The sequence below is a fragment of the Gluconobacter sp. OJB genome, from assembly GCF_039638275.1.
Taxonomy (GTDB): domain Bacteria; phylum Pseudomonadota; class Alphaproteobacteria; order Acetobacterales; family Acetobacteraceae; genus Gluconobacter; species Gluconobacter cerevisiae.
This window is the reverse complement of the sequence record NZ_JBDIWH010000001.1, coordinates 1,890,534-1,916,960: the sequence shown is the minus strand read 5'-3', so window position 1 is coordinate 1,916,960 and position 26,427 is coordinate 1,890,534. Positions and strand designations below refer to the sequence as shown.

General features: G+C 58.2%; 22 protein-coding genes. 10 read left to right on the top strand and 12 right to left on the bottom strand.

Translation table 11 applies throughout. The features are described from left to right. Positions 1–350: 350 nt before the first annotated feature. From ABDK74_RS08835 to ABDK74_RS08795, 9 genes are all read right to left on the bottom strand, one after another. A complete protein-coding gene (locus ABDK74_RS08835; RefSeq protein ID WP_346003513.1) occupies positions 351–2,987 on the bottom strand; it encodes a glycosyltransferase family 2 protein in 2,637 nt (878 codons plus the stop codon). Between the two features lie 219 nt (positions 2,988–3,206). Beyond that, complete coding sequence (locus tag ABDK74_RS08830; protein ID WP_346003512.1) at positions 3,207–4,859, bottom strand: glycosyltransferase family 39 protein; 1,653 nt, start codon at positions 4,857–4,859, stop codon at positions 3,207–3,209. A 73-nt stretch (positions 4,860–4,932) separates the two neighbouring features. Then, positions 4,933–5,700 carry a glycosyltransferase family 2 protein gene (locus ABDK74_RS08825; protein ID WP_346003511.1) on the bottom strand — a complete coding sequence of 256 codons (768 nt, stop codon included), beginning with the start codon at positions 5,698–5,700 and terminating at the stop codon, positions 4,933–4,935. A 4-nt stretch (positions 5,701–5,704) separates the two neighbouring features. After that, positions 5,705–6,205: a F0F1 ATP synthase subunit B gene (locus ABDK74_RS08820; protein WP_194256103.1), complete on the bottom strand. Its 501-nt coding sequence runs from the start codon at positions 6,203–6,205 to the stop codon at positions 5,705–5,707. A gap of 10 nt (positions 6,206–6,215) precedes the next feature. After that, positions 6,216–6,776, bottom strand: a complete 561-nt coding sequence (locus ABDK74_RS08815; protein WP_099287272.1) for a hypothetical protein — start codon at positions 6,774–6,776, stop codon at positions 6,216–6,218. An 8-nt stretch (positions 6,777–6,784) separates the two neighbouring features. Continuing rightward, entirely contained in the window at positions 6,785–7,012 is a 228-nt protein-coding gene (locus tag ABDK74_RS08810; RefSeq protein WP_024717170.1) for an ATP synthase subunit C family protein, read from the bottom strand. 84 nt (positions 7,013–7,096) lie between these two features. Next, positions 7,097–7,846, bottom strand: a complete 750-nt coding sequence (locus ABDK74_RS08805) for a F0F1 ATP synthase subunit A (RefSeq protein ID WP_194256104.1) — start codon at positions 7,844–7,846, stop codon at positions 7,097–7,099. Beyond that, complete coding sequence (locus ABDK74_RS08800; protein WP_194256092.1) at positions 7,824–8,192, bottom strand: AtpZ/AtpI family protein; 369 nt, start codon at positions 8,190–8,192, stop codon at positions 7,824–7,826. The genes ABDK74_RS08805 and ABDK74_RS08800 overlap by 23 nt, the downstream gene beginning before the upstream one ends. Before the next feature lie 143 nt (positions 8,193–8,335). Next, positions 8,336–9,859 carry a vitamin B12-dependent ribonucleotide reductase gene (locus ABDK74_RS08795; protein WP_346003510.1) on the bottom strand — a complete coding sequence of 508 codons (1,524 nt, stop codon included), beginning with the start codon at positions 9,857–9,859 and terminating at the stop codon, positions 8,336–8,338. Positions 9,860–10,056: 197 nt separating this feature from the next. On the opposite strand from ABDK74_RS08795, the gene mlaD reads away from it, so the two are divergent. The 6 genes from mlaD to ABDK74_RS08765 are packed head-to-tail and all read left to right on the top strand — an operon-like array spanning position 10,057 to position 14,112. Next, complete coding sequence (mlaD, locus tag ABDK74_RS08790; RefSeq protein WP_194256094.1) at positions 10,057–10,581, top strand: outer membrane lipid asymmetry maintenance protein MlaD; 525 nt, start codon at positions 10,057–10,059, stop codon at positions 10,579–10,581. Positions 10,582–10,584: 3 nt separating this feature from the next. Continuing rightward, complete coding sequence (locus tag ABDK74_RS08785) at positions 10,585–10,827, top strand: hypothetical protein (protein ID WP_346003509.1); 243 nt, start codon at positions 10,585–10,587, stop codon at positions 10,825–10,827. Next, a complete protein-coding gene (locus ABDK74_RS08780) occupies positions 10,824–11,504 on the top strand; it encodes a DUF2155 domain-containing protein (RefSeq protein WP_346003508.1) in 681 nt (226 codons plus the stop codon). The genes ABDK74_RS08785 and ABDK74_RS08780 overlap by 4 nt, the downstream gene beginning before the upstream one ends. 48 nt (positions 11,505–11,552) lie before the next feature. After that, entirely contained in the window at positions 11,553–12,275 is a 723-nt protein-coding gene (gene otsB, locus ABDK74_RS08775; RefSeq protein ID WP_346003507.1) for a trehalose-phosphatase, read from the top strand. Then, positions 12,263–13,606: a trehalose-6-phosphate synthase gene (locus ABDK74_RS08770; protein WP_194256098.1), complete on the top strand. Its 1,344-nt coding sequence runs from the start codon at positions 12,263–12,265 to the stop codon at positions 13,604–13,606. Before otsB ends, ABDK74_RS08770 begins: the two co-directional genes overlap by 13 nt. Beyond that, positions 13,603–14,112 carry a disulfide bond formation protein B gene (locus tag ABDK74_RS08765; RefSeq protein ID WP_346003506.1) on the top strand — a complete coding sequence of 170 codons (510 nt, stop codon included), beginning with the start codon at positions 13,603–13,605 and terminating at the stop codon, positions 14,110–14,112. The genes ABDK74_RS08770 and ABDK74_RS08765 overlap by 4 nt, the downstream gene beginning before the upstream one ends. 9 nt (positions 14,113–14,121) lie before the next feature. Here ABDK74_RS08765 and ABDK74_RS08760 read toward each other — a convergent pair whose 3' ends face one another. After that, positions 14,122–14,292 (bottom strand): DUF1328 domain-containing protein, encoded by a 171-nt coding sequence (locus ABDK74_RS08760; protein WP_198945444.1) that lies wholly within the window; start codon positions 14,290–14,292, stop codon positions 14,122–14,124. 181 nt (positions 14,293–14,473) lie between these two features. On the opposite strand from ABDK74_RS08760, the gene ABDK74_RS08755 reads away from it, so the two are divergent. Next, positions 14,474–16,507, top strand: a complete 2,034-nt coding sequence (locus ABDK74_RS08755; protein ID WP_346003505.1) for an NAD(+) synthase — start codon at positions 14,474–14,476, stop codon at positions 16,505–16,507. Positions 16,508–16,600: 93 nt separating this feature from the next. Continuing rightward, on the top strand, positions 16,601–17,992 hold the full coding sequence (locus ABDK74_RS08750; RefSeq protein ID WP_346003504.1) for an NAD-dependent succinate-semialdehyde dehydrogenase: 1,392 nt from the start codon (positions 16,601–16,603) through the stop codon (positions 17,990–17,992). Between the two features lie 115 nt (positions 17,993–18,107). On the opposite strand, the gene ABDK74_RS08745 is transcribed toward ABDK74_RS08750, so the two are convergent. Beyond that, the gene (locus ABDK74_RS08745) at positions 18,108–20,831 is read right to left on the bottom strand and encodes a glycosyltransferase (protein ID WP_346003503.1); all 2,724 of its coding nucleotides are present in this window, start codon (positions 20,829–20,831) and stop codon (positions 18,108–18,110) included. Positions 20,832–21,367: 536 nt separating this feature from the next. Here ABDK74_RS08745 and ABDK74_RS08740 point away from each other — a divergent pair. Both ABDK74_RS08740 and ABDK74_RS08735 read left to right on the top strand, forming a co-directional pair. Next, the gene (locus ABDK74_RS08740; RefSeq protein WP_346003502.1) at positions 21,368–22,747 is read left to right on the top strand and encodes a calcium-binding protein; all 1,380 of its coding nucleotides are present in this window, start codon (positions 21,368–21,370) and stop codon (positions 22,745–22,747) included. Positions 22,748–22,860: 113 nt separating this feature from the next. After that, complete coding sequence (locus ABDK74_RS08735; protein WP_346003501.1) at positions 22,861–25,557, top strand: glycosyltransferase; 2,697 nt, start codon at positions 22,861–22,863, stop codon at positions 25,555–25,557. Here ABDK74_RS08735 and ABDK74_RS08730 read toward each other — a convergent pair. Next, positions 25,532–26,422 (bottom strand): rhamnan synthesis F family protein, encoded by an 891-nt coding sequence (locus tag ABDK74_RS08730; protein ID WP_408874508.1) that lies wholly within the window; start codon positions 26,420–26,422, stop codon positions 25,532–25,534. The genes ABDK74_RS08735 and ABDK74_RS08730 overlap by 26 nt on opposite strands. Positions 26,423–26,427: the final 5 nt, after the last annotated feature.

Genomic DNA, 26,427 nt, shown 5'->3' with positions numbered 1-26,427 from the left:
GACATTGGGTTTTCGGGGAGGAGTTTTCAGAATCATTGTGTTCCCCATGCAGTCTGGTTTTGCTGTTAGGTCAGACGCCGTGCGTCTGGGAAGGAAAGGTGTCTGGATTGCTTGGGGCATGAAGTAAATCGCAAGCTGGTGCCGTTTATAACCAAAAATAGCATTGCAAATGATCTGTCGAGATCCAGGGTCGACAACCTGCTTTGTCTGAAGCGAAAGGCAACAGTAATGTCGTTAGAAAATCTGTGTAACGACAATTTAGAGGAGACATAAACTGGCCCGGATGGGCCAGTTTATGTTCTGGATGTGATGAGAACTTAATAGACTCTGCTTTTTACAAAATCTTTCTATTACTCAGCAGCGTCCGTTACGGTTTCGTTTGAAGGCTTTTTCCCTCGGGCTTTGGCCTGGCTTTTTTTAGCTACAGGTTTTTTTGTAGCAGAAGGCGCCTTCTGCTCTGCTGTAAGCGTCACGGTATCCCAGAGAGGACGAATTTTTTTTCTGGTCGATTCGAGGGGGGGATATCGCGTTTCATCAACTCCCGGGATGGTCAGGTCAAAAAAGACCTGTCGGTCGAGGGTGAAGTGCGGGTTGTAAAATGGATCCGTACGAAGCGTCTTGCCCCATTTTTCAATCATGAACTGTGTTTCATGGAAGAAACGACGTTCGGTTGAAGGACGATCATCACTGCCTCGGCTCAGGCTTTCATGGTGTTCTGCACAGAAATCAGGAGTCCAGATCACTTTGTAGCCGGCGTCGCGAACCTTCAGGCACAGATCGATATCGTTAAACGCCACCTTGAGATGCTCTTCATCAAAGCCTCCCACGAGTTCGAAGGCCGGGCGACGGATCAGCATTCCGGCTGCGGTTACAGCTGAAATTTCCTGCGGGAAGTAAGCGCGACCAGCATAGCCGCCCTCGTTGCGTGGGATGCCGACATGGGCATGACCAGCAACATCTCCGATCCCAAGCAGGACGCCAGCGTGCTGAACAGTCTGATTGGGGTAGACGAATTTTCCACCAACGATTGCAACTTGCGGATCTGCAAGAGCTTCATTGACAAGAATTTCAAGCCAGTTTTCCTGTTCGACAAAAACGTCGTTGTTCAGGAATAAAAGGAATTCAGATGTCTCGCCTTTTGCTGCAAGATTGTTGATTCGTGAGTAGTTGAAGGGTTCCTTGACTGTCAGAATTTCGACATTAGAAATTCCGTCGACTTTCTTTGCAAAATCTTCTGCTTCTTTTGTGATCGACCAGTTGTTAACCAGAATGACTTTATAATTCGGATAACGGGTATATTTCTGGATTGCATCCAGGCATCGGGCCGTTGTTGGAATTTCATCTTTATAAGGAATGATGATTGTGACCGACGGAGACTGGTTGAACTGCCAATCCACGGCATAAAGCGTCATACCCATTTGGGAATCGACATGGGCTGGCAGGTTGCGACGCTCGAGATGGTCGTTCACAGCATTGATGCCAGCATCAATAGCGTAGCGCTTGTTACCAATATCTGAGGCTGTCGAGTTTGCAGTAATACGCCAGTGATACAGAATTTCGGGAACGTGATGGATTTTTTCTGCAGGAATGTGTTCGGAAGCCCGCAGCAGAAAATCATGATCCTGCGCGCCGTCATATTCTTTATTCAGGCCACCGACTTTCTGTAGGGCAGACTGACGAATCATGACAAAGTGGCAGACATAATTAACGCCTAAAAGAAGTCTGTAATTCCAGTCAGTCTTGAACGCGGGTTCCCGATAATAACCACTGGCGTCAATTTTATCTTCGTCTGAATAGATCAGATCAGCATGGCTTCTCGTGGCTTCTCTGAGCATATATTCGACGGCGACGTCTGCAAGAAGATCATCGTGATCGAAAAACGCGATCCATTCGCCTTGTGCGGCTTCAAGACCAGCATTTGTAGCAACGCTGATGCCGCCATTTTCTTTCTGGAAAATTGGCTTGATGCGAGCATCTGTTTTGGCAAAATTTTCAATGACGGCGCGTAGTTCAGGGTTTTTGCTGCAGTCATCGACCAGAATGAGCTCCCAGTTCTGCCAAGTCTGGGCACGAACACTTTCGATTGCGGCTGTGAAATCCGTGAGGTTCGGATTCCATACCGGGCAGACAATACTGACCAGAGGATTACCAGGAATAAGATCGTCATCCCGGGTACGATCAACATACTTCCGAAGAATCGGGAAGTAGGCAGTTGCCCAGGAATGGTAATCAGCAATGGTAAATCCGGGCTGCGGAAGAATTTCTCGAACCTTGCGGCGCAGGCGGGTCAGTTCAACATGGAGCGCATCGATCTGATCGATCACGTCGATGATCAGGGACTCGTTTGCATCCGTAACAAAACTGGTCAGGCAGGGACTGTTGGCAACTTCCGTCATGTCCGGAAGGATGTAAAAGCGGAATTCCTGCTCGTATGGTTTGCGATACAGATCCGGCGGCGAAAACTGAAAACCGCAATATGGATCGCAGGAGAGGGCTTTTCCGACGTCGCCTCGATATCTGTTGGCTTCGAGCTGAGCAATTTTCTGACCGTTGCAGGTCACGAGAATCTGCTGGTTGCCCTTCCAGCCCTCGACGGCATTACCGCGGACGACCCAGCCACTCAGGACGCCCTGCTTCAGGCCGTCTACGAAAGAATGTGTTTCTACAGGGAGCCTTCCAGAAAAGGAAATATGTTCCAGTTTTTGATTTTGGGAGTAGATTTCAATCTGTTTAAGGCGATTTTTAAAAGTAATGTTATGTTTTTTACCATCAAGAAGACTGGGCGGCATTGGAATATGGAAGCCGGTGTTCTTTAATGGAATTCCGGAGGCATGAACATCTTCACGCAGATCGGTACAATTAAACTGGAGAAATTCCTGACCATCAGCCAGAGCGTGGAGAAATACAGGTTCTGATGGGCTTTCGGTGTCTGTCGCCCATCCTCTTATACCAGTAACGGAAAATTCATCGATTTGGCATATAATCATTAATTTTCTCCTTACGAACCAATAATGCTTTAAATCATATGTAATACTCTAAGTATAGAATAAAAATTAATCTCTTTCAAAGACTCTCCCGGGAAGATTATGAATTAATGAAATATCTAACAGCCGGAACGGATACAGGTTTCCATTACGTGAAGCGCATAACATGTATGGAAAGTTCAAATATTTTTAACACCTATCTGTTTTTCGATACGAATAAATTTACCGAGGTGCGAAAAGTCCCAGATTGAGATGGTGCCCGTTTGAATAATTGACGCCCTGAAGACGGCCATACTCCACAGCATTGAGACCATATTTATTCAGTGCCCGTTCAAAGGTGGCTTCGTCTTTATGATCGATCAGTGCCAGGCTGCATTGCGGATGATTATGCAGATATTCTGCTGCCTCGGCGGGGCCGATGAGTTGGGTGTTGGGCCCTGCAAGGAAAACGAGGCTTGGTTCTGAATAAGATGCTGATACGAGGACGCTGTCCGTGCATGGCCGAACATTTTCGAAGAGGTCTGCGATTCTGGGGCTGAGACGGATGGTCTGCAAATTGGGAATGACGCCTAGAAAAAGACCAGCGTGAACGATAACGGCGGCTCCCATGGCGCAGAAGGCGGCCTGTCGACGTTCCTGTTTCAGAAGCATCAGAACGGCCCCAAGCATCAGCGGCAGTGCGCCTCCTAGTGCGATCAGGGCTGAAAGAGAGACTGTGTGCTCAAGACTGTAGAGCGCAATGCTGCCGGCGAAGCAGAAGGCAAGGCCGATGATCATCCATAAAACGCCATAAGCCCCGAGCAGGGCTTTTGCCCATCGCGGGGCTGTTGGGATAGGCCAGATCATCAGGCTGGCTGCGGTGAGGATGGCAATCGCCGGATAGGTTGGCAGGACGTAGTGGGGGAGTTTGGTGGCGATCAGTTCGAACACCAGCCAGTGGGGAAGAATCCAGCTCAACAGGAAGCGGACCTGTGGCAGTTTTCTGTTCTTCCAGACGGCCGGGATGGCGAAGACGGCGAAAAGCGATCCGGGCCAGAAGGCCAGTCCGAAGACCAGAAGGTGAAAGCCGGGGGGAAGCCCGTGGGCTTCCTGACCATGAGCCACCTTGCCAAGAAAATTGCGTCCGACCGCGCGGGCAAAAAAGTCTCCGCCGCTTATGACTTCAATGGCAATGCACCAGGGAACGACCACGGCAAGCATGATAAGCCACCCCCAGCGCGGGCGAAGACGTGACCACCATGACCGGTCCCGCTCCATCAGCCATAGGGCCAGCGGGGTACCGAATCCCGGAATGAGGACGACGGGTCCCTTGAGCATGAGGCCCACACCCAGAGCGAACCAGTAGGCAATCGCGACCCGGAGATGCGTGGGGCGATTTTTCTGCCGATCTGTAAAGGCGCACAGGAGCGCGGCCTGAATGCACAGGATGTCGAGCAGCAGGACGGTGTCGATGGTCGCCATATGGCTTTCGGCGACGAACAGGGTTGAGACCATCAACAGGCCAGCGGCCATCAGCCCGGTGGGGCCTCCGAACAGGGTTGCGCCGATCCAGGCTGTTAACGGTACGATCGTCGCTGCAACGAGCAGGCTTGGAATCCGGTACGGCCAGGTTTTGCGGAGAACGGAAGGGCCGAAAATTTTTTCAGCGGCCGCTGTCGAAGCCGCTTCCAGCCAGTAGATTCCGGCCGGTTGCAGATAGCGCGGCTTATCCTGAAAGCGGACGTCGATGAAATTATGGGAAAGAAGCATCTGTTCGGATGCTTCCATGTAGCGCGGCTCGTCTCGATCAAGAGGCGGAAGTGTCATGCGGCCGGGAAGGGCAAGCAGAAAGGCCAGCAGCCCCAAAAAAGCATAATGCCGGAGGTTCAGGGTCATGGGCACTCTCCGCGCCGTTCTGTCAGGCCGGACGTGCGGCAGGGAACCGCTGAAGCGGGACCCGGTGACGGTTTCAGTGTTCGGTCAGGTGTTCGGGAAGGTGCGTGCGGTTCTGGAGCCACATGACGCCCAGCAGGTCACGGATACCCACGAGAGCCCGGTTGAAATTGGTATATTTCGAGCTGCCGTGCAGTCGGGCGCGATGCTGGACTTCGATGCAGATCAGCGGTGCGCCGTAATGTCCTAGCAGGGCAGGAAGAAAGCGGTGGACGCCTTCGAACTGTGGAATTCTCAGAAAGAGATTGCGCGGGAAAAGTTTGAGGGGGGCACCCGTGTCCGGGCAGCCATCGTTCAGGAGGCGGCGACGCAGTCCGTTCGCGAGGCGCGTGGCAATCCGACGGGACAGGCGGTCGTTGCGTTTTCGGCGGACGCCGACTACCAGAGGCTGGGCCCCCCGCGTCGATATCGCGCGTTCCAGCATTTTCAGGATGGCGGAAGGATCATCCTGTCCGTCGCCGTCGATGGTGGCGATCCACTGTCCATTTGCGGCGGTGATGCCTGTCCGGAGAGCCGCTGATTTTCCGAGACGCTTCGGGTGGCTGATGATGCGGAGGCGGGGCAGAAGGGTCTGCCGGGCTTCCAGAAGCTTTTTGACGGTGGCGTCGGTGCTGCCGTCGTCAATAGCCAGAATTTCTATTGAAGGGTCGGCACCGAAGGTTTCGGCCAGTTCCTGACAGACGGGGAGGATATTGTCCGCCTCGTTCAGAACGGCCATGACGACGGAGAGCCTTGTGGGCTGTCCGTCGTCATGAAAGGAACCTTGCACCGTGGAGGTGGGCATCGGATCAGGCAGCGGAGCGCCGAAGGGCTTCCGGCAGGCTGTTGATGCTCTGGTCGAGCAGGCTGGAGGCGATGTCGGGGCTTTCCGTCAGGCGGGTTGACACAACGTCGCGGGCTGCGGCGACTGCGATCTGGGAGGCGCGATCCTGAATTTCACGGATGGCCGAGCGTTCGGCTGCGTGAATCCGATCCTGCGCCATCTTCTCGTAGCGGGCTGCGGCGGCTTCGGCATCCTTGCGGGCGCGTTCTGCCAGACCGGCGGCTTCGGCCTCGGAGCGTGCAAGCATGGCCTGTGTTTCAGCCAGAGTCTTTTCACGCTCGCGGGTGGCGTCTTCCAGCATCTGCTCGGCTTCGCGACGCAGGCGGGCTGCTTCGTCGAGGTCGTGACGGACGCTTTCAGCGCGGGCGTCCAGATGGCCGGTGATGGCAATCCAGAGCTTGCGTCCGAAAATGACGAAGAACAGGACGAAGGCGAGGGCGGTCCAGAACCGGGGATCGTGGAACATCATCGTCTCCTTAGGCGCTGACGCGTTTGACGGCGCTGGCGACAGTCTGTTCGTCCTGCGTGCCGATCAGACGCGCAACCAGATCCTGTGTGGTGCTGGTGGCGATCTCGGACAGGCTGGACAGGGCCTGTTCACGGGACTGGGTGATTCGGGTCTCGGCGTTTGCGATCTCGGCTTCGAGACGCTTGGCCGTTTCCGCAGCGTGAGCATCCGCGCTGGCGCGGGCTTCGCTCTGGATCCGCTCCACATGGGCGCGGGCCTGCTCGGCTGCTTCATGACGGGCGCTGAGGAGTTCCGCGCTGGCGCGGTCGGCCTCGGCTTTAGCCTTGCGGGCAACATCCAGATCGCTCTGGATGCGGGTCCGACGGTTGGTCAGGACCCGTTCGACACGCGGCAGTGCGAAGCGGCTCAGGGCGAGATAGAAGCCGCCGAAAATGACGGCTCCCCAGACGACCTGTCCGATCAGCAGCGGATCGTGAAAGTTCAGCTGTGGCATGCCCGCAGCCACGGCACGGCCCGGCACGGCCGCAAGCGGAGCGGCGAACAGGAAGAGGCGTGGCGTACGGTACATGTTCGACCTCAGGCGAACAGGATCAGGAACGCGATCAGCAGGGCGAACAGCGCGACGGCTTCCGTCAGCGCGAAGCCCAGCATGCCGATGCCGAAGACATGCGGACGCGAAGCCGGGTTGCGGGCAACCGAGCTGATCAGCGTCGAGAAGATGTTGCCGAGACCCATGCCGACGCCGGCGAGGGCGAAAACGGCAATACCGGCACCGAGGTCACGGGCGGCCTGGGCGATGCTGATGCCGAATTCGTGAGCGGCTTGAACGTCCATTGTCAGGTTCCTTAGTTGGGTCGATTAAAAGGGTTAGTGCGAAGCTGGTGTGGCTCAGTGAGCGACGGCCTCACGCAGATAGATGCAGGTGAGGATGGCGAACACATAGGCCTGCAACACACCCACCAGCAGTTCGAGGGCCGTCAGCGCGATGTTGATCGCGATCGGGGCGACGGCCAGAACGTGGCCGAATGCGCCCAGACCGGCGAGCATGATCGTGAAGCCGGCAAACACTTCCAGAAGCACGTGACCCGCCACCATGTTGGCGAAAAGTCGGATCGACAGGCTGACCGGACGCGAAAGGAAAGAAATGAGCTCGATCGGCACCAGCAGCGGAGCAAGCCAGACAGGCGTCCCAGCGGGCAGGAAGTGCTTGAGGAAGCCGACACCCTGAAAACGGATGGAAGCAAGGATCGAGATAACGAACACCATGATGGCCAGACCGAAAGTCACGGCGATGTGGCTGGTGTAGGTGAAGGCGAAGGGCAGCAGACCGAGATAGTTGCCAGCCAGAATGAAGAAGAAGATTGCGAAGACGAACGGGAAGAACGTCGCGCCGTTTTCGCCGATCGTGCTGACGGCGAGGTCATGCACGAAGTCGTAGCTGATCTCGGCAGCGGCCTGAAGGCGACCCGGCACAACGGCGGCAGGACGCATTCCGACATACAGAAAAACGAGAACGACAGCGACGGCGATCAGCATGAACAGCGGTGACTGCGAGAACCGCAGGGCTTCTCCCAGATGTCCGAGAACCGGATGGAGCTCGAACTGTCCGAGCGCGTCAATCGTCGATCCGGCTGCCACGCTGGCTTCTCCCGTCATCTTTCGGTCCGGACACCATGTCCGAATCCTTCAAAACCCGCCAGACATTCAACATGCCGGCACCACATCCTGCCAGGGCGAAAACGGACAGGAACAAAGCCCTGTACCCGAACCAGTGACCCAAGGCGTAGCCTATGGCTACACCGACCGCGAGCCCGGCCACAAGGTCGGTTCCCACGCGGATCGCCAGTCCAAGGGATGACATGGAACTGTCATCATTGCCCGCGTCGGTTACGGCGAATTCCCCTGAACGGGGATCGAGCTTCTGACGCGCGCGCTTGAGGCGTTCGTCGAAGTTTCCGTCGTTACCGGCAGGGGCGTGTCCCATGAGATCTGATCCCTTACCCTGTACGCATCATTTTCACCCGGTCATTCAACCGGATTCCTTCTCAGCGCAGGCGCTAGCTACCGGCGAGTCCGTTGACTGTCAATGTATTCTGCTCGCCCGAGCCTCTGAAACCCGTTTTCGTCCTAGCTGACCAGCTTCAGGCGGCGTCCACGGTCTTTCCATTCCGGGCTTTCGCCGGAACTGCGACCGAAGGGAAGCATGGGGGCGACATCTTCCGAGCTGGGTTCGAGGCGCGGGGCATCGGGCATGGGCTGACCCAGATAGGCGTCCGACAGGGTGCGGAAGGCATAATCCAGCATTGAGGTCGCATAGGCCGTGGAAGGATCGCCTTCCACGGTGCCTGCGGGGCCGAAGCGCGTATAGGCGAATCGTTCCACGAAGGATTCCAGCGGAGCGCCGTATTGCAGGCCAATGCTGACGGCATGTCCCAGACAGTCCATCAGGCCGCGGGCCATGGGACTTTCGCGGGGTGGGGTGATGCTGATTTCGCCGAGCGTTCCGTCTTCGAACTCGCTGGTGCGCATGAAGAGGCTGTGTCCTCCCACTGCGGCACGCTGGGTAAAGCCGGTCTGGCGCATCGGGAGTGGACGACGCACGCCGCGGGCCAGTCTGGCCTGAAGGTCAGCGAGATCGGGTTCGGGAACGGCGGGCAGGAAATCCACGGCGTTTTTGAGAGCCGCATGCATGGCGCCCTGCGCTTCGGGACGAACAGGCGGTAGCGGTGTTTCGCCAGCCAATGCGAGTGCGAGCGCGGATTCGGGTGTCAGGCCCCTGCTGGCCAGTCGGGCCAGCGTCGAGGCGCGCAGATGCCCGTCTTCGCGCAGTGGGGAGAAGGCCGGTGCAAGACCGCAGGTTTCCACGCCCAGAAGACCCTCGGTCGGGCCGGGAGAAGAAAATCCGGTTTCGATTGGGCAGAAATGCCGACCGTCTTCCGTATTGTAAGCTGAAGAAGCTGCGGCGCGCAGGTCTGCCAGCGGCGATTCCGGAATAGCAGGAGGTGGCAGTTTCGTCCCGGCGCGGGCCACCGTGGTGGCGAGTGCGGACAGGGCGCGGGCCGCGTTGCGGGCATCGTCACTGTCGTAGTCGAGGCCGAGGGCCGCCAGGCAGGCGTCCAGATCCGTCAGCAGAACGAAACCTGCGGCTTCGTCTTCCGGTTTCGCGGGCAGATCGAACAAAGGCAGCTCGCCGGTGCGTTCGATCCGTGTTGCGGCATGAAGGCGGCGCAGGGCGTCACAGGCCAGACGCAGGCAGGCGACGAAATGTTCCGTGGCGAATCCGGAATCCTGCACGAAGCTGGACAGACGGATGGTGAAACCCGGCGCTTCGTCCGGCTGGCACTGCCACAGCGCCGTATTGGGCGCCATCTGCTGCATCAGAAGAAGATAGGACAGGCTCCGCCCCGGAGCAGGCGGGTTTGCTGGGGTGCCGGGCAGGGGCGGGCATGCGTCGATCGTGTCCACCCAGCGCGCGGCTTCGGCGGCAAGTCTGACCGGGCCGCCGTTCAGGGTGATGCGCGCAAGGGCCTGCGCGGCCTCGTCATCCCAGGCAGCGGGAAGGGTAACGGAGCGCATGGCGCTGTCGTCGGGGTCGGTCATGACCTGAAGCGTCCTCATACGAACGCCGGTCCAGTGAAGGCGAGCTGTCATGACGTAAATCTACGCCCTGCGCCGGTTGGCCCGTAAGCCGGAAAAGGGCCTCTGGAAGGGTGCTAATGGGTGGGAACATGGGGATATGGGGGATAACATTTTCCCCACGCCCGATCGGGACGATTTCTGCGGGGGGATTGGACGCGGGAAGCGGAGTCGGGTAGTGCAGGAAGGATGATTTTCACGAGGGTATTGTCATGACCGCTGTTACGGTCCGCCATGACCGGCTGGAGCTTCTGGCCGGGTTCGCAGTCCTTGTCTGCCTTGCGGGACTTCTGGTGGCGGCGATGGTCGGGCATCATCAGGGCAACGACGGAGGCTATCCGGTTCACGCCTCGTTCAGTCAGATCGACGGATTGAACGTGGGGTCCGATGTGCGTCTGGCGGGGATTACCGTGGGGCATGTGACCGGGGCCACGGTCGATCCGAAGACGTTTCAGGCGCAGGTGACGTTTACGCTGGCGCCCGATGTGAAGCTGCCGACGGATTCCGCTGCGATCGTGACGTCTGACAGTCTGTTGGGCGGCAAGTATATCGCGCTGTCTCCGGGTGGGGCGGATTCGCTGGTAAAGCCCGGCGGTGTCATGACGGAAACCCAGGGCTCCATCAGCCTGGAACAGCTTCTGAGCAAGTTCATTTTCTCCGTGACGGATTCTTTGCAGAAGAGCCAGAAAGCCGCTGCGTCCAAGCCGGCTGCGGGCAGTCTGTCGGACGAGCCCTGAGTCATGACGCAGGCGCAGGAGAGGACTTTTCTGTGGGTCGACCATGAGGGGAACCCTGTATCCTGCGTGGAGAAAGTGCAGCTTTTGCGGGAAAACGATGCAGAACTGCGTCAGGCGCTTCAGGATGCTTTTGAAGACGGGGTTCTGATGGGGGTTGCGCCAGATGCGATGTTGCAGACGTTCCAGGCCATGCTCTCTGATCTGAAAAATCCTTTGCAGGGGCGTTCCGGGGGAGAGCCGTCATGATGAAACGGTATGTGGGCGTCGCATTACTGTGTGGTGCGGCTGGAGTTTTTCTGCCGGTTGCAGCGCAGGCGGCTGTGGGTGTAGCGCCTCCGGCCATGTATCCGGCTGCCACCTGGCAGGGCCAGTCGCAGGCTGTGGTGCGTGTGTTAGATCGGCTGGACGGTCATCTGGAGCTTTTGACGGTTCCGGTTGGTGGGACAGCGGCCTATCGCAGTCTCTCTGTCGGAGTTGAGGCCTGCGTAACCCGGCCGCAGACACTGGCAACGGATGCCGGGGCTCTGCTGCATCTGAAGGATACCAGCGACCCTCAGCGTCCGCCTTTTGACGGGTGGATGCTGGCGCAGGAACCTTCTGTCGCAACTTATGGCAGCCCTTTGTACGATGTGCGCGTTGTCTCCTGTGCGGGTGTGCCGACGGCACCGCAGGCGGGTCCTCTGCCTGTGGTGAAGGCTCCCGTGCTCGCCGGTGCGGAGGTTCCGGTGGAAGAGGGTGGCGATGCTCCGGTATCCCTGCCCGGTTCTGCCTCAGGTGGTCCTGTACCGCTTGCTCCGGACAGTCATAATCCCATTCCGCTCGCGCCTTCCACGGGTGCAGCACCGTCCCTTGCTCCGGCAGCGCCCGCGCAGTCCTCGGGGCAGCCGTTACCGCCTCCTCAGGCCGACCCCGGTCTCGAATAAGGTTGGACGGGGCGGAATGACCCAGAAACAGGAAGAAATGACAGCTTCATGATTCAGGTTCCCTTTTCCCCGTCCCGGGCGGCTCTGCTGCTTGATTTCGACGGGACCCTCGTCGATATCGCTCCCACTCCTGAAGGCGTGCGTGTCCCGGAAGGGCTGACGGCCGATCTGTTGCGACTGCGCGATATGCTCGACGGTGCGCTGGCGATCATTACGGGGCGACCCATCGCCCAGATTGATCATTTCCTGCCGGGTATTCCTTATGCTGTGGCAGGGGAACATGGTGTTGCGGTGCGTCCGGCGCCGGATCAGGATGTTCGCCAGCGCGTGTTGCCTCTGGTTCCGCCAGACTGGACTGCGACGAGTGCAGAACTTGCCGACCGTTATCCCGGAGCTAGCATTGAACACAAAAAAGCTGGAATGGTGCTGCATTATCGCCGCGCTCCCGAGGCTGAATCGGCGTTTCGGAATCTGACGGCAGCCTGGCCCGTGGAAAGCCACGGGTTTCATCTTCAGGATGCACAGATGGCCATCGAGCTGCGGCCTCTGGGGATCGACAAGGGCAAGGCGCTTGAGGAACTGATGGCGGAGCCGCCTTTCAGGGGGCGTCTTCCGCTGTTTGCCGGCGATGATGTCACAGACCGGGATGGGGTGAGGGCTGCGCGCCACATGGGTGGTGCGGGCTGGCTCATTCCTGATGATTTTCCAGATGCGGCCACGTTCCGGCGCTGGCTGCACGAGCTTTCGGAGGGACGCGGATGGGGCGCCTGATCATTGTATCGAACCGCACACCCGCTCCAGGGGAGCGGACACAGCCTGCGGGCGGGCTGACGGTTGGCCTGTATGATGCTGTCCAGACGCGTGAGACCGTCTGGGTTGGATGGTCGGGCCATCAACATGCGGATGCGGCCGATCGGCCTGTCCAGCGCGAGCAGGTCGGGAACGTCAATTATGTGACGTTCGATCTGACGCAGAAGCAGTATGACCGGTTCTATCTGAACTTTTCCAATGGTGTGCTGTGGCCCCTGTGCCATTACCGCACCAATCTGATTCGCTACACGCGGGAAGACTGTGACGTCTATTATGAGGCGAACCGGGTTTTTGCGGATCGGTTGATCTCGCTTCTGGAGCCGGACGATACGATCTGGATTCATGACTATCACCTGTTCCCGCTGGGCCAGATGCTGCGGGACAGGGGCGTGACGGGGCGGATCGGATTTTTCCTGCATATTCCGTTCCCGCCGTGGAGCGTGGCGCGGCTTCTGCCTAAACTCGACATGCTGCTGACCGGCCTTGCGGCCTGTGACCTGATCGGCGTTCAGACGCCTGAGGACGAGTCCAACCTCAGGGGATGTTTTGAGGCTTATGGTCTGAAAGCTGCTGTGAAGGCTGTGCCGATCGGGATTGATCCTGTGAGTTTTCGCCAGCAGGCGATCGAAAGTGCGGTCTCGGACGAGGTCGTGAAGATCGTCGATACGCTGGAAGGCACGAGGCTGATCATCGGGGTGGACCGGCTGGATTATTCCAAGGGTCTGCCGGAGCGGATGAAGGGATTTGAGGCTCTTCTGAAGAATTACCCCGAGCATCGCGGGCAGGTGACGTTCCTTCAGGTGACGCCGGTGTCGCGGGGCGGGGTGGAGAGTTACCGACTGCTCAAGGAAGAACTCGACGGGCTGGTCGGGACGATCAATGGCGCTTATGGCACGCCGGACTGGGTGCCGATCCGTTATACGACCTGGCCAATCGGGCGCGATATTCTGGCCGGTTTGTACAGGATGGCGGATGTGGGCTTCGTCACGCCTCTGCGCGATGGCATGAATCTGGTGGCCAAGGAATTCATTGCGGCTCAGGATGAGGAAGACCCTGGCGTTCTGGTACTCTCGCGGTTTGCTGGAGCGGCACCGGAAATGCCTGAGGCGCTGCTGATCAATCCGCTGGATGCCGAAGGAATGGCTGATGCGCTGCATATTGGTCTGACTATGGACGTCAAGGCGCGTCACGCGGCATGGTCTGCAATGTATGAAGAAGTTTCCCGCAATACCGCAGGAAGCTGGTCCAAGCAGTTCCTTGATAGTCTGGAGGAAATCCGTCCGTGCCCATGAACAGACCACGCCGCCCTGTCTCTACGACTGCACTGGGTGGCTTTTATGTTCTGGCCGGAGTGGTGGCGCTTGGGGTTGTCTGGTTTGCCGAACACTGGCTGAAGCTTGCGCCCTGTGAGCTTTGCCTGTGGGAGCGGCGTCCGTGGTGGGTGCTGATTGGGATTGGCGTTATCACGGCTCTGCTTCCCAGACGCTATGCGCGTTATACGGTTTTTGCGGGGATTTTATGCCTGATGACCAGCATCGGTCTGGCTGTGCTGCATGCAGGTGTGGAGCACAAGTTCTGGCCAAGTCCCGCGCCGGAATGCCGTGCGCCGTCTTTTCACGGAGGCAGTTTCAAGGACTGGATGTCTGCGATGCCGGCCCGGCCGAACAAGCCGTGTGATTCCCCGGACTATCTGTTTGGGCTGCCTGTTTCCATGACGGAGTTGGGCGGTTTGTATGCCGTGGCGGTTTTTGTGATTGCTCTGGTGGGGAGCGTCCGCATGGGACGCTCCCGGCGTTAAGGGCCGTGCTCAGAGACGGGTGCCGCGTCCTCGCCCGAAGATGAGGCTGATGACCAGCAGCACCAGGAAAATGAAGAAAAGGATCTTGCCGATATAGGCAAAATCTGCCGAAATTCCGCCGAAGCCCAGCACTGCAGCAAACAGGGCCAGAATCAGGAAGGCAATGGTCCAGCGTAGCAGGTCCATGGAAATGTCTCCTTTTGTCAGTCGCGCCCTCCGACGGAGAAGCGGGGTTTGAAAAGGTGAACGATGGCGGGGTGAACGGGTTCATTTTCGCAACATTCGTTTTGTGTGGGGCGTTTTGTGTGGGGACCGGGCGCTCGGTTCCTGTTTTTCTTAAAGCCGCCGCCGGAGGGCCGTTATGACTCTGTTCCGTTCCCTGTATCATCAGGGATTTGCCCGGATTGCAGCCTGTACGTTGCCGGTGTTTCTTGCAGATCCGCTGAAGAATGCAGAGCGGACGCTGGATGTTCTGCGCGACTGCGATCAGCAGAGTGTGGCGGCGGCGGTGTTCCCTGAACTGGGGCTGACGGGCTACACGCTGGACGATTTGCGGTTTCAGGACGTGGTGCTGGACGGGGCGCTGGAGGCACTTCGGCGGGTTGTCGCAGGGTCGCGGGATCTGTTGCCTGTCGCGGTTGTGGGGGTGCCGCTTGTGCGTAGCGGACTGCTCTATAACTGTGCGGCGGTTGTGCATCGGGGGCGGGTGCTGGGCGTGGTGCCGAAATCTCATCTGCCGCGGTATCGCGAATTCTATGAGCCCCGGCACTTCACGTCCGGGCTTCGCATGTCGGGGAGCATCTGCCTGTTTGGGGAGGATGTGCCGTTCGGTGCGGATCTGCTGTTTCAGGCGGAGGATTTGCGCGGACTGACGCTCGGTGTGGAGATCTGCGAGGATCTGTGGGTGGCGTCTCCGCCGAGTGGAACGCTTGCGGAAGCGGGCGCAACGGTCATTCTCAACCCGTCTGCGTCTCCCGTGACGATCGGGCGGACGGATGACCGGTCTTTGCTGTGTCAGGCGCAGTCCATGCGGACGCTGACGGCCTATGCCTATGCGGCGGCAGGCGAAGGGGAATCCACGACCGATCTGGCATGGGATGGTCAGGTCTCGATCCATGAGGCCGGGCGACTTCTGGCGCAGTCGGACCGTTTTCCACAGGGCGAACGTCTGGTTGTGGCGGATGTGGATCTGGACCTGCTGCGGCAGGAGCGGATGCGGGCCGGACAGTTCGGGCAGGCGGGTCAGGAGTTCAGGACTGTCGGGTTCACGCTCCAGCCTCCGATGACCAATCTGGGACTGAAGCGGGATGTGGTGCGGTTTCCGTTTGTGCCGTCCGATGCTCGGACGCTGGCGCGGGACTGTTACGAAGGATGGACCATTCAGGTCAGTGCGTTGCGGAGGCGGTTGCAGGCCAGTGGCGCGCAGCGGGCCGTGATCGGGGTGTCGGGTGGGTTGGACAGCACGCTCGCGCTTTTGGTGGCGGTGCGGGCGGCGGATGAGCTTGGCTGGCCACGGACGCATGTTCTGGCCTACACGATGCCCGGATTTGCGACGGGAAGTGAAAGCCGGTCTCTGGCTCATGCGCTCATGGAGGCGCTGGGTGTCGAGGTGAATGAGCTGGATATCCGACCCACGGCGCAGACGATGCTGGAAGGGATCGGCCATCCTTTCGCGGAGGGGCTGCCCGTTCATGACATTACGTTCGAAAACGTGCAGGCGGGGTTGCGGACCGATTTCCTGTTTCGGATCGCCAATTACCGCAATGGGATCGTGATCGGGACGGGCGATCTGTCGGAACTTGCGCTGGGCTGGTGCACCTATGGCGTGGGAGACCAGATGTCCCATTACAACGTCAATGCCGGGATGCCGAAGACGCTGATCCAGCATGTTATCCGCTGGCTGGCGCGTGAGGGAAAGCTGGGTGAAGGGGTTGGGTCTGTTCTTGAGCGGATCGTCAGCGCAGAAATCACCCCCGAACTGGTGCCTGATACCGGTCAGGGCGTGCAGAGTACGGAGCAGACGATCGGGCCGTATCCGCTTCAGGACTTCACGCTCTTTTACATCCTGCGTCATGGGTTCCGTCCGTCACGGATCGCGTTTCTGGCTGAGTTTGCCTGGGGAGACGCTGCCAGAGGAGACTGGCCTGCCCATTATCCAGAGGATCGGAAAATCTCATACGATCTGGCCGAAATCCGGCATTGGCTGGAAATTTTTCTGCGACGGTTTTTCGGAACGAGCCAGTTCAAGCGCTCGGCCATGCCCAATGGTCCGAAGCTTGTAGCGGGCGGGTCTCTCTCGCCACGGGGAGACTGGCGCGCCCCCTCTGATGGGACCGCGACGGCCTGGCTTGAGGAGTTATGGGATAATCTCCCTGAAACGAACACAGCTCTGTGAACTTTCGGGAGGAATGACTGTTAGGGGGTTTTGTCTTTTGGCATTCGTGCCAATATGTCTCAAACACGTCACCTTACAGGAATATGACCCATCATGGCTTATGCTACGATCAACCCTTATACCGGTGAGACGCTCAAGACTTTTCCAGATGCCACGGATCAGGAAGTCCAGACCGCGCTGACCGAAGCCTATGATGCGTTCAAGAGCTGGCGTCACACCTCCTTCGCCGAGCGTGCGAAGATCATGACCGCCGCCGCCAATATCCTTCGTCGTGATATCGACAAGTATTCCCGTCTTCTGACGCTGGAAATGGGCAAAATTTACGCCGAGGCCAAGGCCGAGACGATCCTGTCGGCTGAAATCTTCGAATATTATGCCAAGCATGCCGAAGAACTTCTTAAATCCGAGAAGCTGCCGGTTGCAGACCCGAACTCGGGCGACGCCGTGCTGATCCATCAGCCGCAGGGCATCGTGCTTGCGATCGAGCCGTGGAACTTCCCGTTCTATCAGATCGCCCGCATCATTGCGCCACAGCTTTCTGCTGGTAACACGGTCATTCTCAAGCATGCCTCCAACGTGCCGCAGTGCGCGGCGGCGTTCGATGACCTGATGCAGGAAGCCGGGCTGCCGAAGGGTGGGTTCCGCAATCTGTATGCTGCCCGTCATCACACCGAGACGATCCTCAAGGACCCGCGCGTCTGTGGCGTGGCTCTTACGGGTTCGGAAGGGGCTGGCGCCATTGTTGCCGGGATTGCGGCGCAGGCTCTGAAAAAGTCCACGATGGAACTGGGCGGCTCTGACGCATTCCTGGTTCTGGACGATGCAGATCTGGAGAAGACCGCGAAATGGGCTGCTTTCGGCCGTCACTGGAATGCCGGTCAGGTCTGCGTGTCCGCCAAGCGTCTGATCGTGGCAGATGCCGTTTATGATCGTTTCCTTGAGCTGTACAAGGCGGAAGTTCTCAAGCTGAAGGCAGGCGATCCGATGGATGCGTCCACCACGCTGGCACCGCTGTCTTCGCAGAAGGCTGCGGACGATCTGAAGGCTCAGGTTGAGGAAGCCAAGAAGCATGGTGCGGTTGTCGAGGCGATTGGCCCGTCCGTTCCGGAAAAGGGTGCGTTCTTCCAGCCGCTGCTGATGACCAACCTGCACGAGAACAATGAAGCCCGTCTGTGGGAGTTCTTTGGTCCGGTCACGCAGCTCTATCGCGCCAAGGACGATGCGGACGCCATTCGCATTGCCAATGATTCGCCGTTTGGTCTGGGTGGTTCGGTCTTCACGAAGGACACCAAGCGTGGCGTGAAGGTTGCCGAGCAGATCTATACGGGCATGGTCTATATCAACCATCCGACGATGGTGAAGGCTGATCTGCCGTTCGGTGGCGTGGCCCGTTCGGGTTATGGCCGCGAGCTGATCGGTCTGGGCATCAAGGAATTCGTCAATCACAAGCTGATCGACGTTGTGGATATCGACGCACCGTTCTGATTGGAGTGTATCGGGCTTCTTTCGAGAAGTCCGGTTCGATCTTTCAGGTCATGAAAAACCCGCTTCCGGAGTTGTCCGGGAGCGGGTTTTTTTTCGTGCTCGGTGTGGAAGAGTTTCAGTTTTTCCGGGGCTTTGCCTGTTCGGCGCTGAGGCGGATCCACGGATGGCGGCCCTGAACGAAAGCCACGACGCGGGCCTTGTGGGCGTCTTTTTCGGTTGAAGCGTTTGTCATGGATGTTTCGTGCTGGCGGTAATCAGCCAAAATCTGCGGGACATGATGGCCGGGCAGGCCGCGTTCCGCCATTGAGCACCACAGATCGAAATCCTCCCAGCCCATTGCTTCACGTGAAACATAATAGCCGCCGACGGCAGCCCAGGCCCATTTCGTGACCATGGCCATCGCGTCGATGCGGTTTCCGGAAACAAGGGAGAGTGGGTTGAAGGGCAGGTCTCCCAGAAGTTCCGGGGTGCCCGGCCGGTGGTGGGTGTCAGCAGTCATGTCCATCAGGACCGGGCCGTTTTCGTTGAAACAGGCGATGAGCGGATAGGCATAGGCCGTGCCGTCATTCATGGACTCGAGAAGTGTTTCGCAGGCTTCGGGGCGCAGGGTGTTGTCGGCATCGAGCTGCATGACATGGACCGTCTCGACTGCATCCATTCCGATGTTTCGCGCGCCGCCCAGTCCGGCGTTTGTGAGGGACTGGCGTAGGATCAGGCGATTGAAGCGCTCGCGGTGGCGTTCCATCCATGTTGTGGCCAGAGCGAGCGAACCGTCGGAAGATCCATCGTCCACGACAATCAGATCCAGCATGGGCAGGGTCTGCGACGCGACGGATTCCAATGCGTCCAGAAGGTGCGCTTCGTAATTATAGGACGTGATGACGACCGTGACTGGCGCTTCCCCCAAAGCGTCATGATGGAAAATGGTCCGGCTGGCGGGGATGACGGGCAGGTCCGGTGGGACCAGACGATCTCGGGCCAGGCGTGTCTCGGCAGCGAGGGCCGCTGCGTCGTCCTCATTTAGGGAAGAAAGTGCGAGCTTCATGCGCTGGGCCTGAGCCTGTGGGCCGAAGGGCCAGAGAATGGAATGATAGGCATCCCGTGCCATCTGGATGCGTCGCTCGGGGTTGTCGATCAGTTCGATCAGGGCGTCGTGCCATTCGGAAGGGCTCTCGGCGAGAAAGCCGGTTTCTCCCTGACGGATGACGCGCCGGAATGGGCCTGTAGGGGAAGCGACTGTCGCTGCACCGGACAGGGCGGCCTCGAAGAACTTGATCTCGCTCTTGGCCTCGCAGAAGACATTCCCTGTTTCCAGTGGTGCGATGGAGATGTCGAATCGCGCAAACTCGTCCTGAAGTTCTGCGAGCGGCACCATGTCGCGCCATTCGATCTGGTCCTGCACGGGGATCAGGCTGGGAAATTCTTCCACGAGCAGAATGGGACGATGCGTTTGGGGCTCGCGAAACAGCACAAGCCGGGCCTGTGGGCGTTGATGCAGGATATCTGCGATGGTCGGGCAGATGGGAGCGAAATCCCGCTGATGGGTCCGCGAGCCTGCGGCATAGCCGATGCGGACCAGTCCATCTCCGGCATTGACGCGTCCCGGTTCCCCACGCATGCGCAGCGCCATTCGGGCCCGTTTCAGCGAGGCCATATCGTAGATATTGGGCAGTAGATGAACCACGGGGCGCAGGCTGTGCATGGCAAAGACCAGCTCTGCCGTCGTGGTTGACCCCTGATCGCAGCGCAGAAAGGTGCGGCGCATGTCCGAGAAGCAGCGCTCAATCTGTTCTTCCGTGGCGCCGATGGAGCGGATGCCATCAATCAGGTCCACGCGTGCATAATGCGGTACGAAGACGATATCGTCGGCGTCAAAGATAGTCACGACGTTTTCAGATCTGGCGAGATCGAAAATCGTACTGACATGACCGCTATATTCAACGCGCCAGAATACCATGACGTCCGCCCAGTGGATGTCGTCGTAGCCGACTGAGGCACAGGGCAGGACTCTGGCATCGAAGCCTGCATCGTGGGCTGCGGCTGCATTCCGCTCGCATCGATAGAGAACGCCGGGCGTGTCCGGCTCGCCGGCAATGAACAGGATGCGGGAGACGGAAAAGGGCGCCTCTGGAGAAGATGTTGTGTCTTCGCTCGCGGCGGAATCCTGATTTGGAATGTCGACAGGCGCAGGGCGGGGAAGAAGGGAACGCTTCAGGCGACGGCCTGCGCGAAGCCAGAGCGGGGACGGCGTGACGGGGGCATGTTCGATAGAGGATACTGTCGGCTGTAAAACGCTCTCTGCCGCAGGCTCGTGTAGCTGTGTGTCTGCAAGATCCGTGGTCTTGCGGTTGGACAGCATGCGAAGTGAAACACGCAGATCCTGGATGATATGTGTTTTCTTCAGGGATTCCTGCTGCAACTCCTGAGACCGGGCGCGCAGAAGACGGTTTTTCCGATCGCTGCGGAGAAGCTGCTGGATGGCATGACGGTAATTCCTGCTCTCCGGAGTGTCTGACAGCAGAAAGCTCAGAAAAGGAGAATCGCCTGCGTTGATCAGGACGTTTTCCGGAGTGAGTGCGAAAGATCCGTCAGAATGATGGGCCCCGAAATATAACAGAGGTATCGAAGGAGAGACCTTTGTTACGTCCCCCAGAACCTGAAGCAGGACGGGAGGAGAGTGCCCTGTGATCTGAGACGGATAGGGGGTGATCTGGATGTTGGTGGTCGGGAGATAGGTCTCCAGAAATCTGCGAAGAGTTTTTCCAGTCCGACTGGGAAGGTGCGGTGAATATTCGATGAGGGCGGTTGAAACCCTTTTTTCCTCAGTCAGAATCATCATCAGCCAAATGATCAAATGGACGTGATCTGTTTGATCCTGCTGTTGAGAAAGGCTTCGGTCGTCAACCGTTTCTGATGTGAGCAGAAGCGTCAGACGGACCAGAAAATCATCGGGCTTTGAAGGGAGTTGAGAGGGCGGATTGGAAAAATTCACGAGCGGGCCTGTGAGGATCGGTTTTTCTGCGAGAGACGATATATCTTAAAAAGAGACATGACGTTCTGATAAGGATTGAAGCAGTAGCGTTAATATTTATTTCTTATGAAATTAACATTGACGGAACTTTTTCGATATAAAAGGATTTGATTGAAGAGTTGGATTATCCGCTCTTTTCCATTTTTGCGTAATGAAAATGGAGAACCCCTTTGTCGGCGTTGCTTTTCGAATTCCCTAAATGGCAGATCATGAAGCCTTGTATCGTGTGCAAAGTTGATTGCTTTTGACAATCCCGCTCTGATATATGCAAGACTCGTCGCTCGATCATTTGGGTGGTCCGAGGGCCGCCGGTGCGAGGCAACCTTTTTTAGGAGTGCATGGTAATGGCTAACATTACTACAGTCGTTGGCGCCTCCGGCCAGACCTTCGCGGTCACGGTCAATGGTGGACAGACCCAGCTTCTTGCTCAGCAGTACCAGACTGCTCTTTCCACCCTCCACACCAGTGGCGGTCTCGATTCTTACGATCTGGTCGCCGGTAGCAATTCCGCTACGGGTGCCAATCCGGGCCACGGCCTGATCAGTCAGGGCGGCGACTACTCCGTTTCTGGCGGCACCACCCAGTACATCTCCGTCGGCAGCTATTCCGATTCGGGCCAGGACACGCTGAACTCTGCCGTGAGCCTGGATGTTTCGGGAAGCACAGCTCAGAACATCAGTGTTCTTGCTGGCGATTATGCCGGCGTCACGTTCAATGCCAGCAACCAGAACGGCACGTTTGTTGGCGGTGTTGGCAACAACACATTCAACGGCGGCAGCTCTTCGGGCAACTGGACCGTTGCAACGGGTGACGGCAACGACACCATCACGGGCACCAACGGCAACAACACCATCAGCGGTGGTCTTGGCAACAATAGCATCGTTCTGGGTAGCGGCACGAATGTTGTTCGTTCCGAGGGCCAGGACACCATCGACGGCAAGGCCGGTACGGATACGGTTACGCTGCTCGGCGGTAGCTCCGTGGTTACGCTGGGTGCCAACGCAACGGTTTACGACACGACGTCGCACAACACCGTTTCGGGCGGCAACAACAGCTTCATCACGGGTGGCAGCTCCAGCACCTACTTCTCGACCGGCGCCATGAGCACCGTCTCGGGTGGTCTGAACGACACGATTTCGGCTTCTGCCGACATCTGGCAGATCCGTGGTACGTCCAACTCCATCACGGCTTCGGGCTCTCTGACGTTCCTGAACGGCACGGGCTCCACGACTGTCTCTGCTGGTACGTCCACGCTGTTCGGTGCGTCGGGTCTCGACATGCATCTGGTTGGCGGTTCTGCCAACTCGACCAACCTGTTTGTTGGTGGTGATGGCAATGAGACCGTTTCGGCTGCATCTTCCAACGGCACACTCCACGCGTTCGCAGGCAAGGGCAACGAAACCATCATCGGTGGCTCTTCTGCCGATACGCTGGTTGGTGGTTCGGGCTCAGCAACCCTCACGGGTGGTTCGGGCGCTGCAAACCTGTTCGCTCTGAACAAGGGCTCTGCTGGTGGTGACTATACGATCACCGACTTCGGCAGTGCAGCTGGTAACCTGATGGCCCTGTACCAGTACGGCCTTCAGAACAACAATGGTCTGTCGAACGTCCTGTCGCATGCTACGGTTGCTGGTGGTAACACCACGATCGAACTGTCCGACAACTCGAAGATCACGTTCCTGGGCGTTAACGACCTGAACGCTTCGAACTTCACCCTGAGCTGATAACAGGTATCTGTCATCTGACAGACCTGTAATGTTCAGGAAGGCCGGATCCGAGAGGGTCCGGCCTTTCGTGTTTCTGATACTGTTTTTGACCTTTGCGAAAGCCTGATGGAATGCGCGATAATGCGCGCGACACACTGATTGAAAGCTATCGAAGTGCGGCCCGCCTGAACGGGTTGAGAGCGGAGCAGCTGCAAAAGGAAAACCAGCAGCTTCTTCGACAGCTTTCCCTGATTCAGACGTCTCTGTCCTGGCGTGTGACGCTTCCCCTGCGGGCCGTCCGTGCGCTGATGTTAGGCAAACTGCTGTCTGGGCGGCCTGTACGGGATGTGCCGGGACGGTTTGTGCGTCTGTGGGCACGGGATGGGTGGGCTGGCCTTCAGAAAAAAGTCGTTCATCGCCTGCGTCGTCTGAAAAGGGTCCGTGCGAAATTACGGACTGGTCTTCCTGAAGCCGAGGACGAAACGGGGCAGCTTCACCCTTACAAAGCTGCTCATCAGTCAGATGGAATGCGGCCAAAAGTATTGATTATTGCGGAACTGAGTCTGCGACAGTGTGCCAAGTATCGTGTCTGGCAGAAACGCGATTTTCTAACAGCGTTGGGATGGTCGGTTCAGGTTGTGGACTGGCGCGATATTGCTGATGCCATGTCAGCGTTGCAGCTTTGCACACAGGTTATTTTTTATCGGGTTCCCGGTTTTGAGGATGTTCTGAAACTGGTTCAGGAGGCCCATCGGCTGGAGCTGGCGCCGCGATGGGAAGTCGATGACCTGATTTTCGATGAAGAGGAATATCGCCAGAACGGGAATATCAAAACGCTTCCCGCCGCAGAACGTGACCTTGTGTTGTCTGGGGTGGTGTTGTTTCGACGGTGTATGCTGGCCTGTGGGCGGGGCATTGCGTCAACCGAGGCGCTGGCAGAGGCCATGCGCAAGGCGGGTCTTTCGGATGTAGTGGTTCTGGAGAATGCTCTGGATATGGAAACGCTGAAAGTTTCGGCAGCACTGCCGCGGCATTCGAGTTCAGAGCGTCTGTGGGTCTCCTATGGATCTGGGACCAACACTCATGATGCGGATTTCAGGCAGGCAGAGGCCGGATTGCTGGCTGCGATGGCTGAAGAACCCCGGCTGTGCCTGAGGGTGATCGGGCAGTTGCAGCTTTCTGCGGCATTTGAGCGGTTTGGGGACCGCGTCGAACGTCTGACTGAGCTGTCCTATCCCGAATATCTGAGGGCTTTGTCACAGACGGATATTGCGATTGCCCCGCTGGAACCGACGCTGTTCAACGACTGCAAGAGCAACATCAAGTTTCTTGAAGCGGCGATTGTCCGGGTGGCTGCGATCTGCTCTCCGCGGGCAGCTTTCCTGACTGTGATGCGGGATGGACAGAACGGATGTCTGGCGGCGGATGCTGAGGAATGGCGGAACGCCTTCCTCAGGCTGGCGCGGGACGACAATTATCGCAAACGTCTGGCGGAGGCTGCGTATGAAGATGTGATGGCCCACTATGCACCGGAGTCGATGGTGCAGACGCAGGCGCGGCTTCTGTTTGGTGCTCCACCCGTTCAGGAAGCACAGAATCTCAGGGTTCTGATGGCGAATGTCTATTTCGCTCCCCGTTCCTTCGGGGGTGCCACGATCGTAGCTGAGGAGATGGGGCGTCGGCTGGTGCGTAAAGGGGCGAAGATCAGTGTTCTGACGTCCCGCTCAAGCGTTGCGGATCTCCCTGATGGCGATATTCGCTACGACGTGGATGGAATGACGGTTTTTGCCTCGGTTCTGCCTGATGATCAGGGGGGGGTGGGGCAACTGGACAATCCGGCCATGACGGCAAGGTTCTCGGAAATTCTGGAGGCCTGTCAGCCTGATGTGGTTCATGTTCATGCCGCGCAGGGGCTTGGGACCGGGCTTTTGCGGGTCTGTCAGGAGAAGGGGGTTCCCTATGTTCTGACGCTGCATGATGCTTGGTGGTTGTGTGAGCGTCAGTTCATGGTTCGGGCTGATGGACGTTACTGCTTCCAGACGACCATTGACTCGGCTGTCTGTCAGGCCTGTGTGCCGGGAGCACGGCATCTCACGGATCGGGCTGTGGTGATGCGACAGGCGCTGAATGGGGCGGCTCTGCTGATCAGTCCGTCACAGGCGCATCGTGAGCTGTATCTGGCGAACGGGATTGCGCCCGAGCGGATCGTGGTCAACCGAAACGGGTTTCGCTGGCCTGAGCGCCCGCGCAGGAAGCGAACTGCCGGTACACCGCTACGGTTCGGGTTTGTTGGGGGGACAGAGGCCGTCAAGGGCTATGGTCTGCTGAAAGAGGCGATGCAGTCCCTGTCCCGGAGTGACTGGGAGCTTGTGCTGGTTGATAACAAGCTCAATCTGGGCTTCCAGTCGATTTTTCCGGAAGACTGGTCGGTGCGGGGGCGGCTTCGTGTTGTCCCGGCCTATACGCAATCAGGGCTGGACGATTTCTACGATCAGATTGATGTGCTGCTTTTTCCATCGCAATGGAAGGAAAGCTACGGCCTGACGGTGCGTGAGGCGTTAGCACGGGATGTTTGGGTTGTGACGACGTCTCCGGGGGGGCAGTCCGAGGATGTGGTAGACGGGTTGAACGGAACCTGCCTGCCGCTGGATGGTAAATCCCGGACGTTGGCCGAGGCTGTCTCGGCGTTGCTGGATGCGCCCGAGCGTTTCGAGAATTACGTCAATCCCTTTCGGGAGCGCCTTGCGACCTACGACACACAGGCAGACGAACTGTATGCCTTCCTGCAACAGGCGGCGGGTCTTAACGTCCGAGAAGCAGTGCGATGAAGGCGTGGCGACGGTCTGCGCTGGCGAACGCCTGAACCGCTCTGGCGCGCAGGCTGGCTCGGGCAGAGCGGTTGCGTGGCGGGGTTGAAGCCAGGTAGGCCGCGATCCAGTCTGGATTGAAAAAGGCCGGGTCGGGGATTTCGCCGCGCCACAGATGGATGGAGGCGATGCCGCTCGGATTGTCGCGCAGAAGCTCCGTTTTGATGAATGGAGCGTTGCCCGATCGAAGGACGGTCCGCCAGTCTGCATGCATGGGATTGATTGCTAAAAGGCGGGCGAGGCCCCGGGTGCTGCTCCAGGAGGCTCCCGTGGACAGGCCGGCTGCCTTGATGGCCAGTCCGAGGCCAAGCTCTCCGTGCAGGACGATCTCGTCCTTGGTCATATCGTTGAACGGCTGGTTGAAAATGCGCTGAATCGCCGGATGCTCCAGGGCGTCACGCGTCATACACAGGAACCATGACTGAAGATGGGGCACGACTGCCTCGGAGCGGACCATGCCCCAGACCTGAAGATTCTTCTCTCGCATCTGGTCCATGATGGGGCGCAAAGGCATGAGAGGGCCAAAAACGCTGTCATTGGCGAAAAGAATCTCTGTTGCGTTGTCCGCGCAGCCTTTGGAGAGCAGGAACTGCCATGCTCCAAAGTCCAGTCCGGTATTGGGGCGCGGATGGACAGTCGCGGGGATCGGAACTGTTGGGTCCGCAAGGTCGTTTCGCAATAGTTGGGCGCTGTTCTCTGAAAGACCGGAGGCGGCGATATGGATCGTGAAACCGCAGGACGCGATCTGCCGGAGCAGATGTCGGGTGTGGGGCGGCAGTCGGCCGTCAGGATTGTAGTAGGCAAAGAGGCAGACAGGCATTGGTATGGACC

Bases quoted from the DNA above. Each gene is read 5' to 3' on its own strand.
- otsB (WP_346003507.1), top strand. From the start codon at position 11,553: ATGATTCAGGTTCCCTTTTCCCCGTCCCGGGCGGCTCTGCTGCTTGAT.
- ABDK74_RS08745 (WP_346003503.1), bottom strand. From the start codon at position 20,831: ATGATGATTCTGACTGAGGAAAAAAGGGTTTCAACCGCCCTCATCGAA.
- ABDK74_RS08835 (WP_346003513.1), bottom strand. From the start codon at position 2,987: ATGATTATATGCCAAATCGATGAATTTTCCGTTACTGGTATAAGAGGA.
- ABDK74_RS08750 (WP_346003504.1), top strand. From the start codon at position 16,601: ATGGCTTATGCTACGATCAACCCTTATACCGGTGAGACGCTCAAGACT.
- ABDK74_RS08740 (WP_346003502.1), top strand. From the start codon at position 21,368: ATGGCTAACATTACTACAGTCGTTGGCGCCTCCGGCCAGACCTTCGCG.
- ABDK74_RS08785 (WP_346003509.1), top strand. From the start codon at position 10,585: ATGACGCAGGCGCAGGAGAGGACTTTTCTGTGGGTCGACCATGAGGGG.
- ABDK74_RS08765 (WP_346003506.1), top strand. From the start codon at position 13,603: ATGAACAGACCACGCCGCCCTGTCTCTACGACTGCACTGGGTGGCTTT.
- mlaD (WP_194256094.1), top strand. From the start codon at position 10,057: ATGACCGCTGTTACGGTCCGCCATGACCGGCTGGAGCTTCTGGCCGGG.
- ABDK74_RS08815 (WP_099287272.1), bottom strand. From the start codon at position 6,776: ATGTACCGTACGCCACGCCTCTTCCTGTTCGCCGCTCCGCTTGCGGCC.
- ABDK74_RS08830 (WP_346003512.1), bottom strand. From the start codon at position 4,859: ATGACCCTGAACCTCCGGCATTATGCTTTTTTGGGGCTGCTGGCCTTT.
- ABDK74_RS08735 (WP_346003501.1), top strand. From the start codon at position 22,861: ATGCGCGATAATGCGCGCGACACACTGATTGAAAGCTATCGAAGTGCG.
- ABDK74_RS08820 (WP_194256103.1), bottom strand. From the start codon at position 6,205: ATGTTCCACGATCCCCGGTTCTGGACCGCCCTCGCCTTCGTCCTGTTC.
- ABDK74_RS08795 (WP_346003510.1), bottom strand. From the start codon at position 9,859: ATGACAGCTCGCCTTCACTGGACCGGCGTTCGTATGAGGACGCTTCAG.
- ABDK74_RS08770 (WP_194256098.1), top strand. From the start codon at position 12,263: ATGGGGCGCCTGATCATTGTATCGAACCGCACACCCGCTCCAGGGGAG.
- ABDK74_RS08755 (WP_346003505.1), top strand. From the start codon at position 14,474: ATGACTCTGTTCCGTTCCCTGTATCATCAGGGATTTGCCCGGATTGCA.
- ABDK74_RS08825 (WP_346003511.1), bottom strand. From the start codon at position 5,700: ATGCCCACCTCCACGGTGCAAGGTTCCTTTCATGACGACGGACAGCCC.
- ABDK74_RS08800 (WP_194256092.1), bottom strand. From the start codon at position 8,192: ATGGGACACGCCCCTGCCGGTAACGACGGAAACTTCGACGAACGCCTC.
- ABDK74_RS08780 (WP_346003508.1), top strand. From the start codon at position 10,824: ATGATGAAACGGTATGTGGGCGTCGCATTACTGTGTGGTGCGGCTGGA.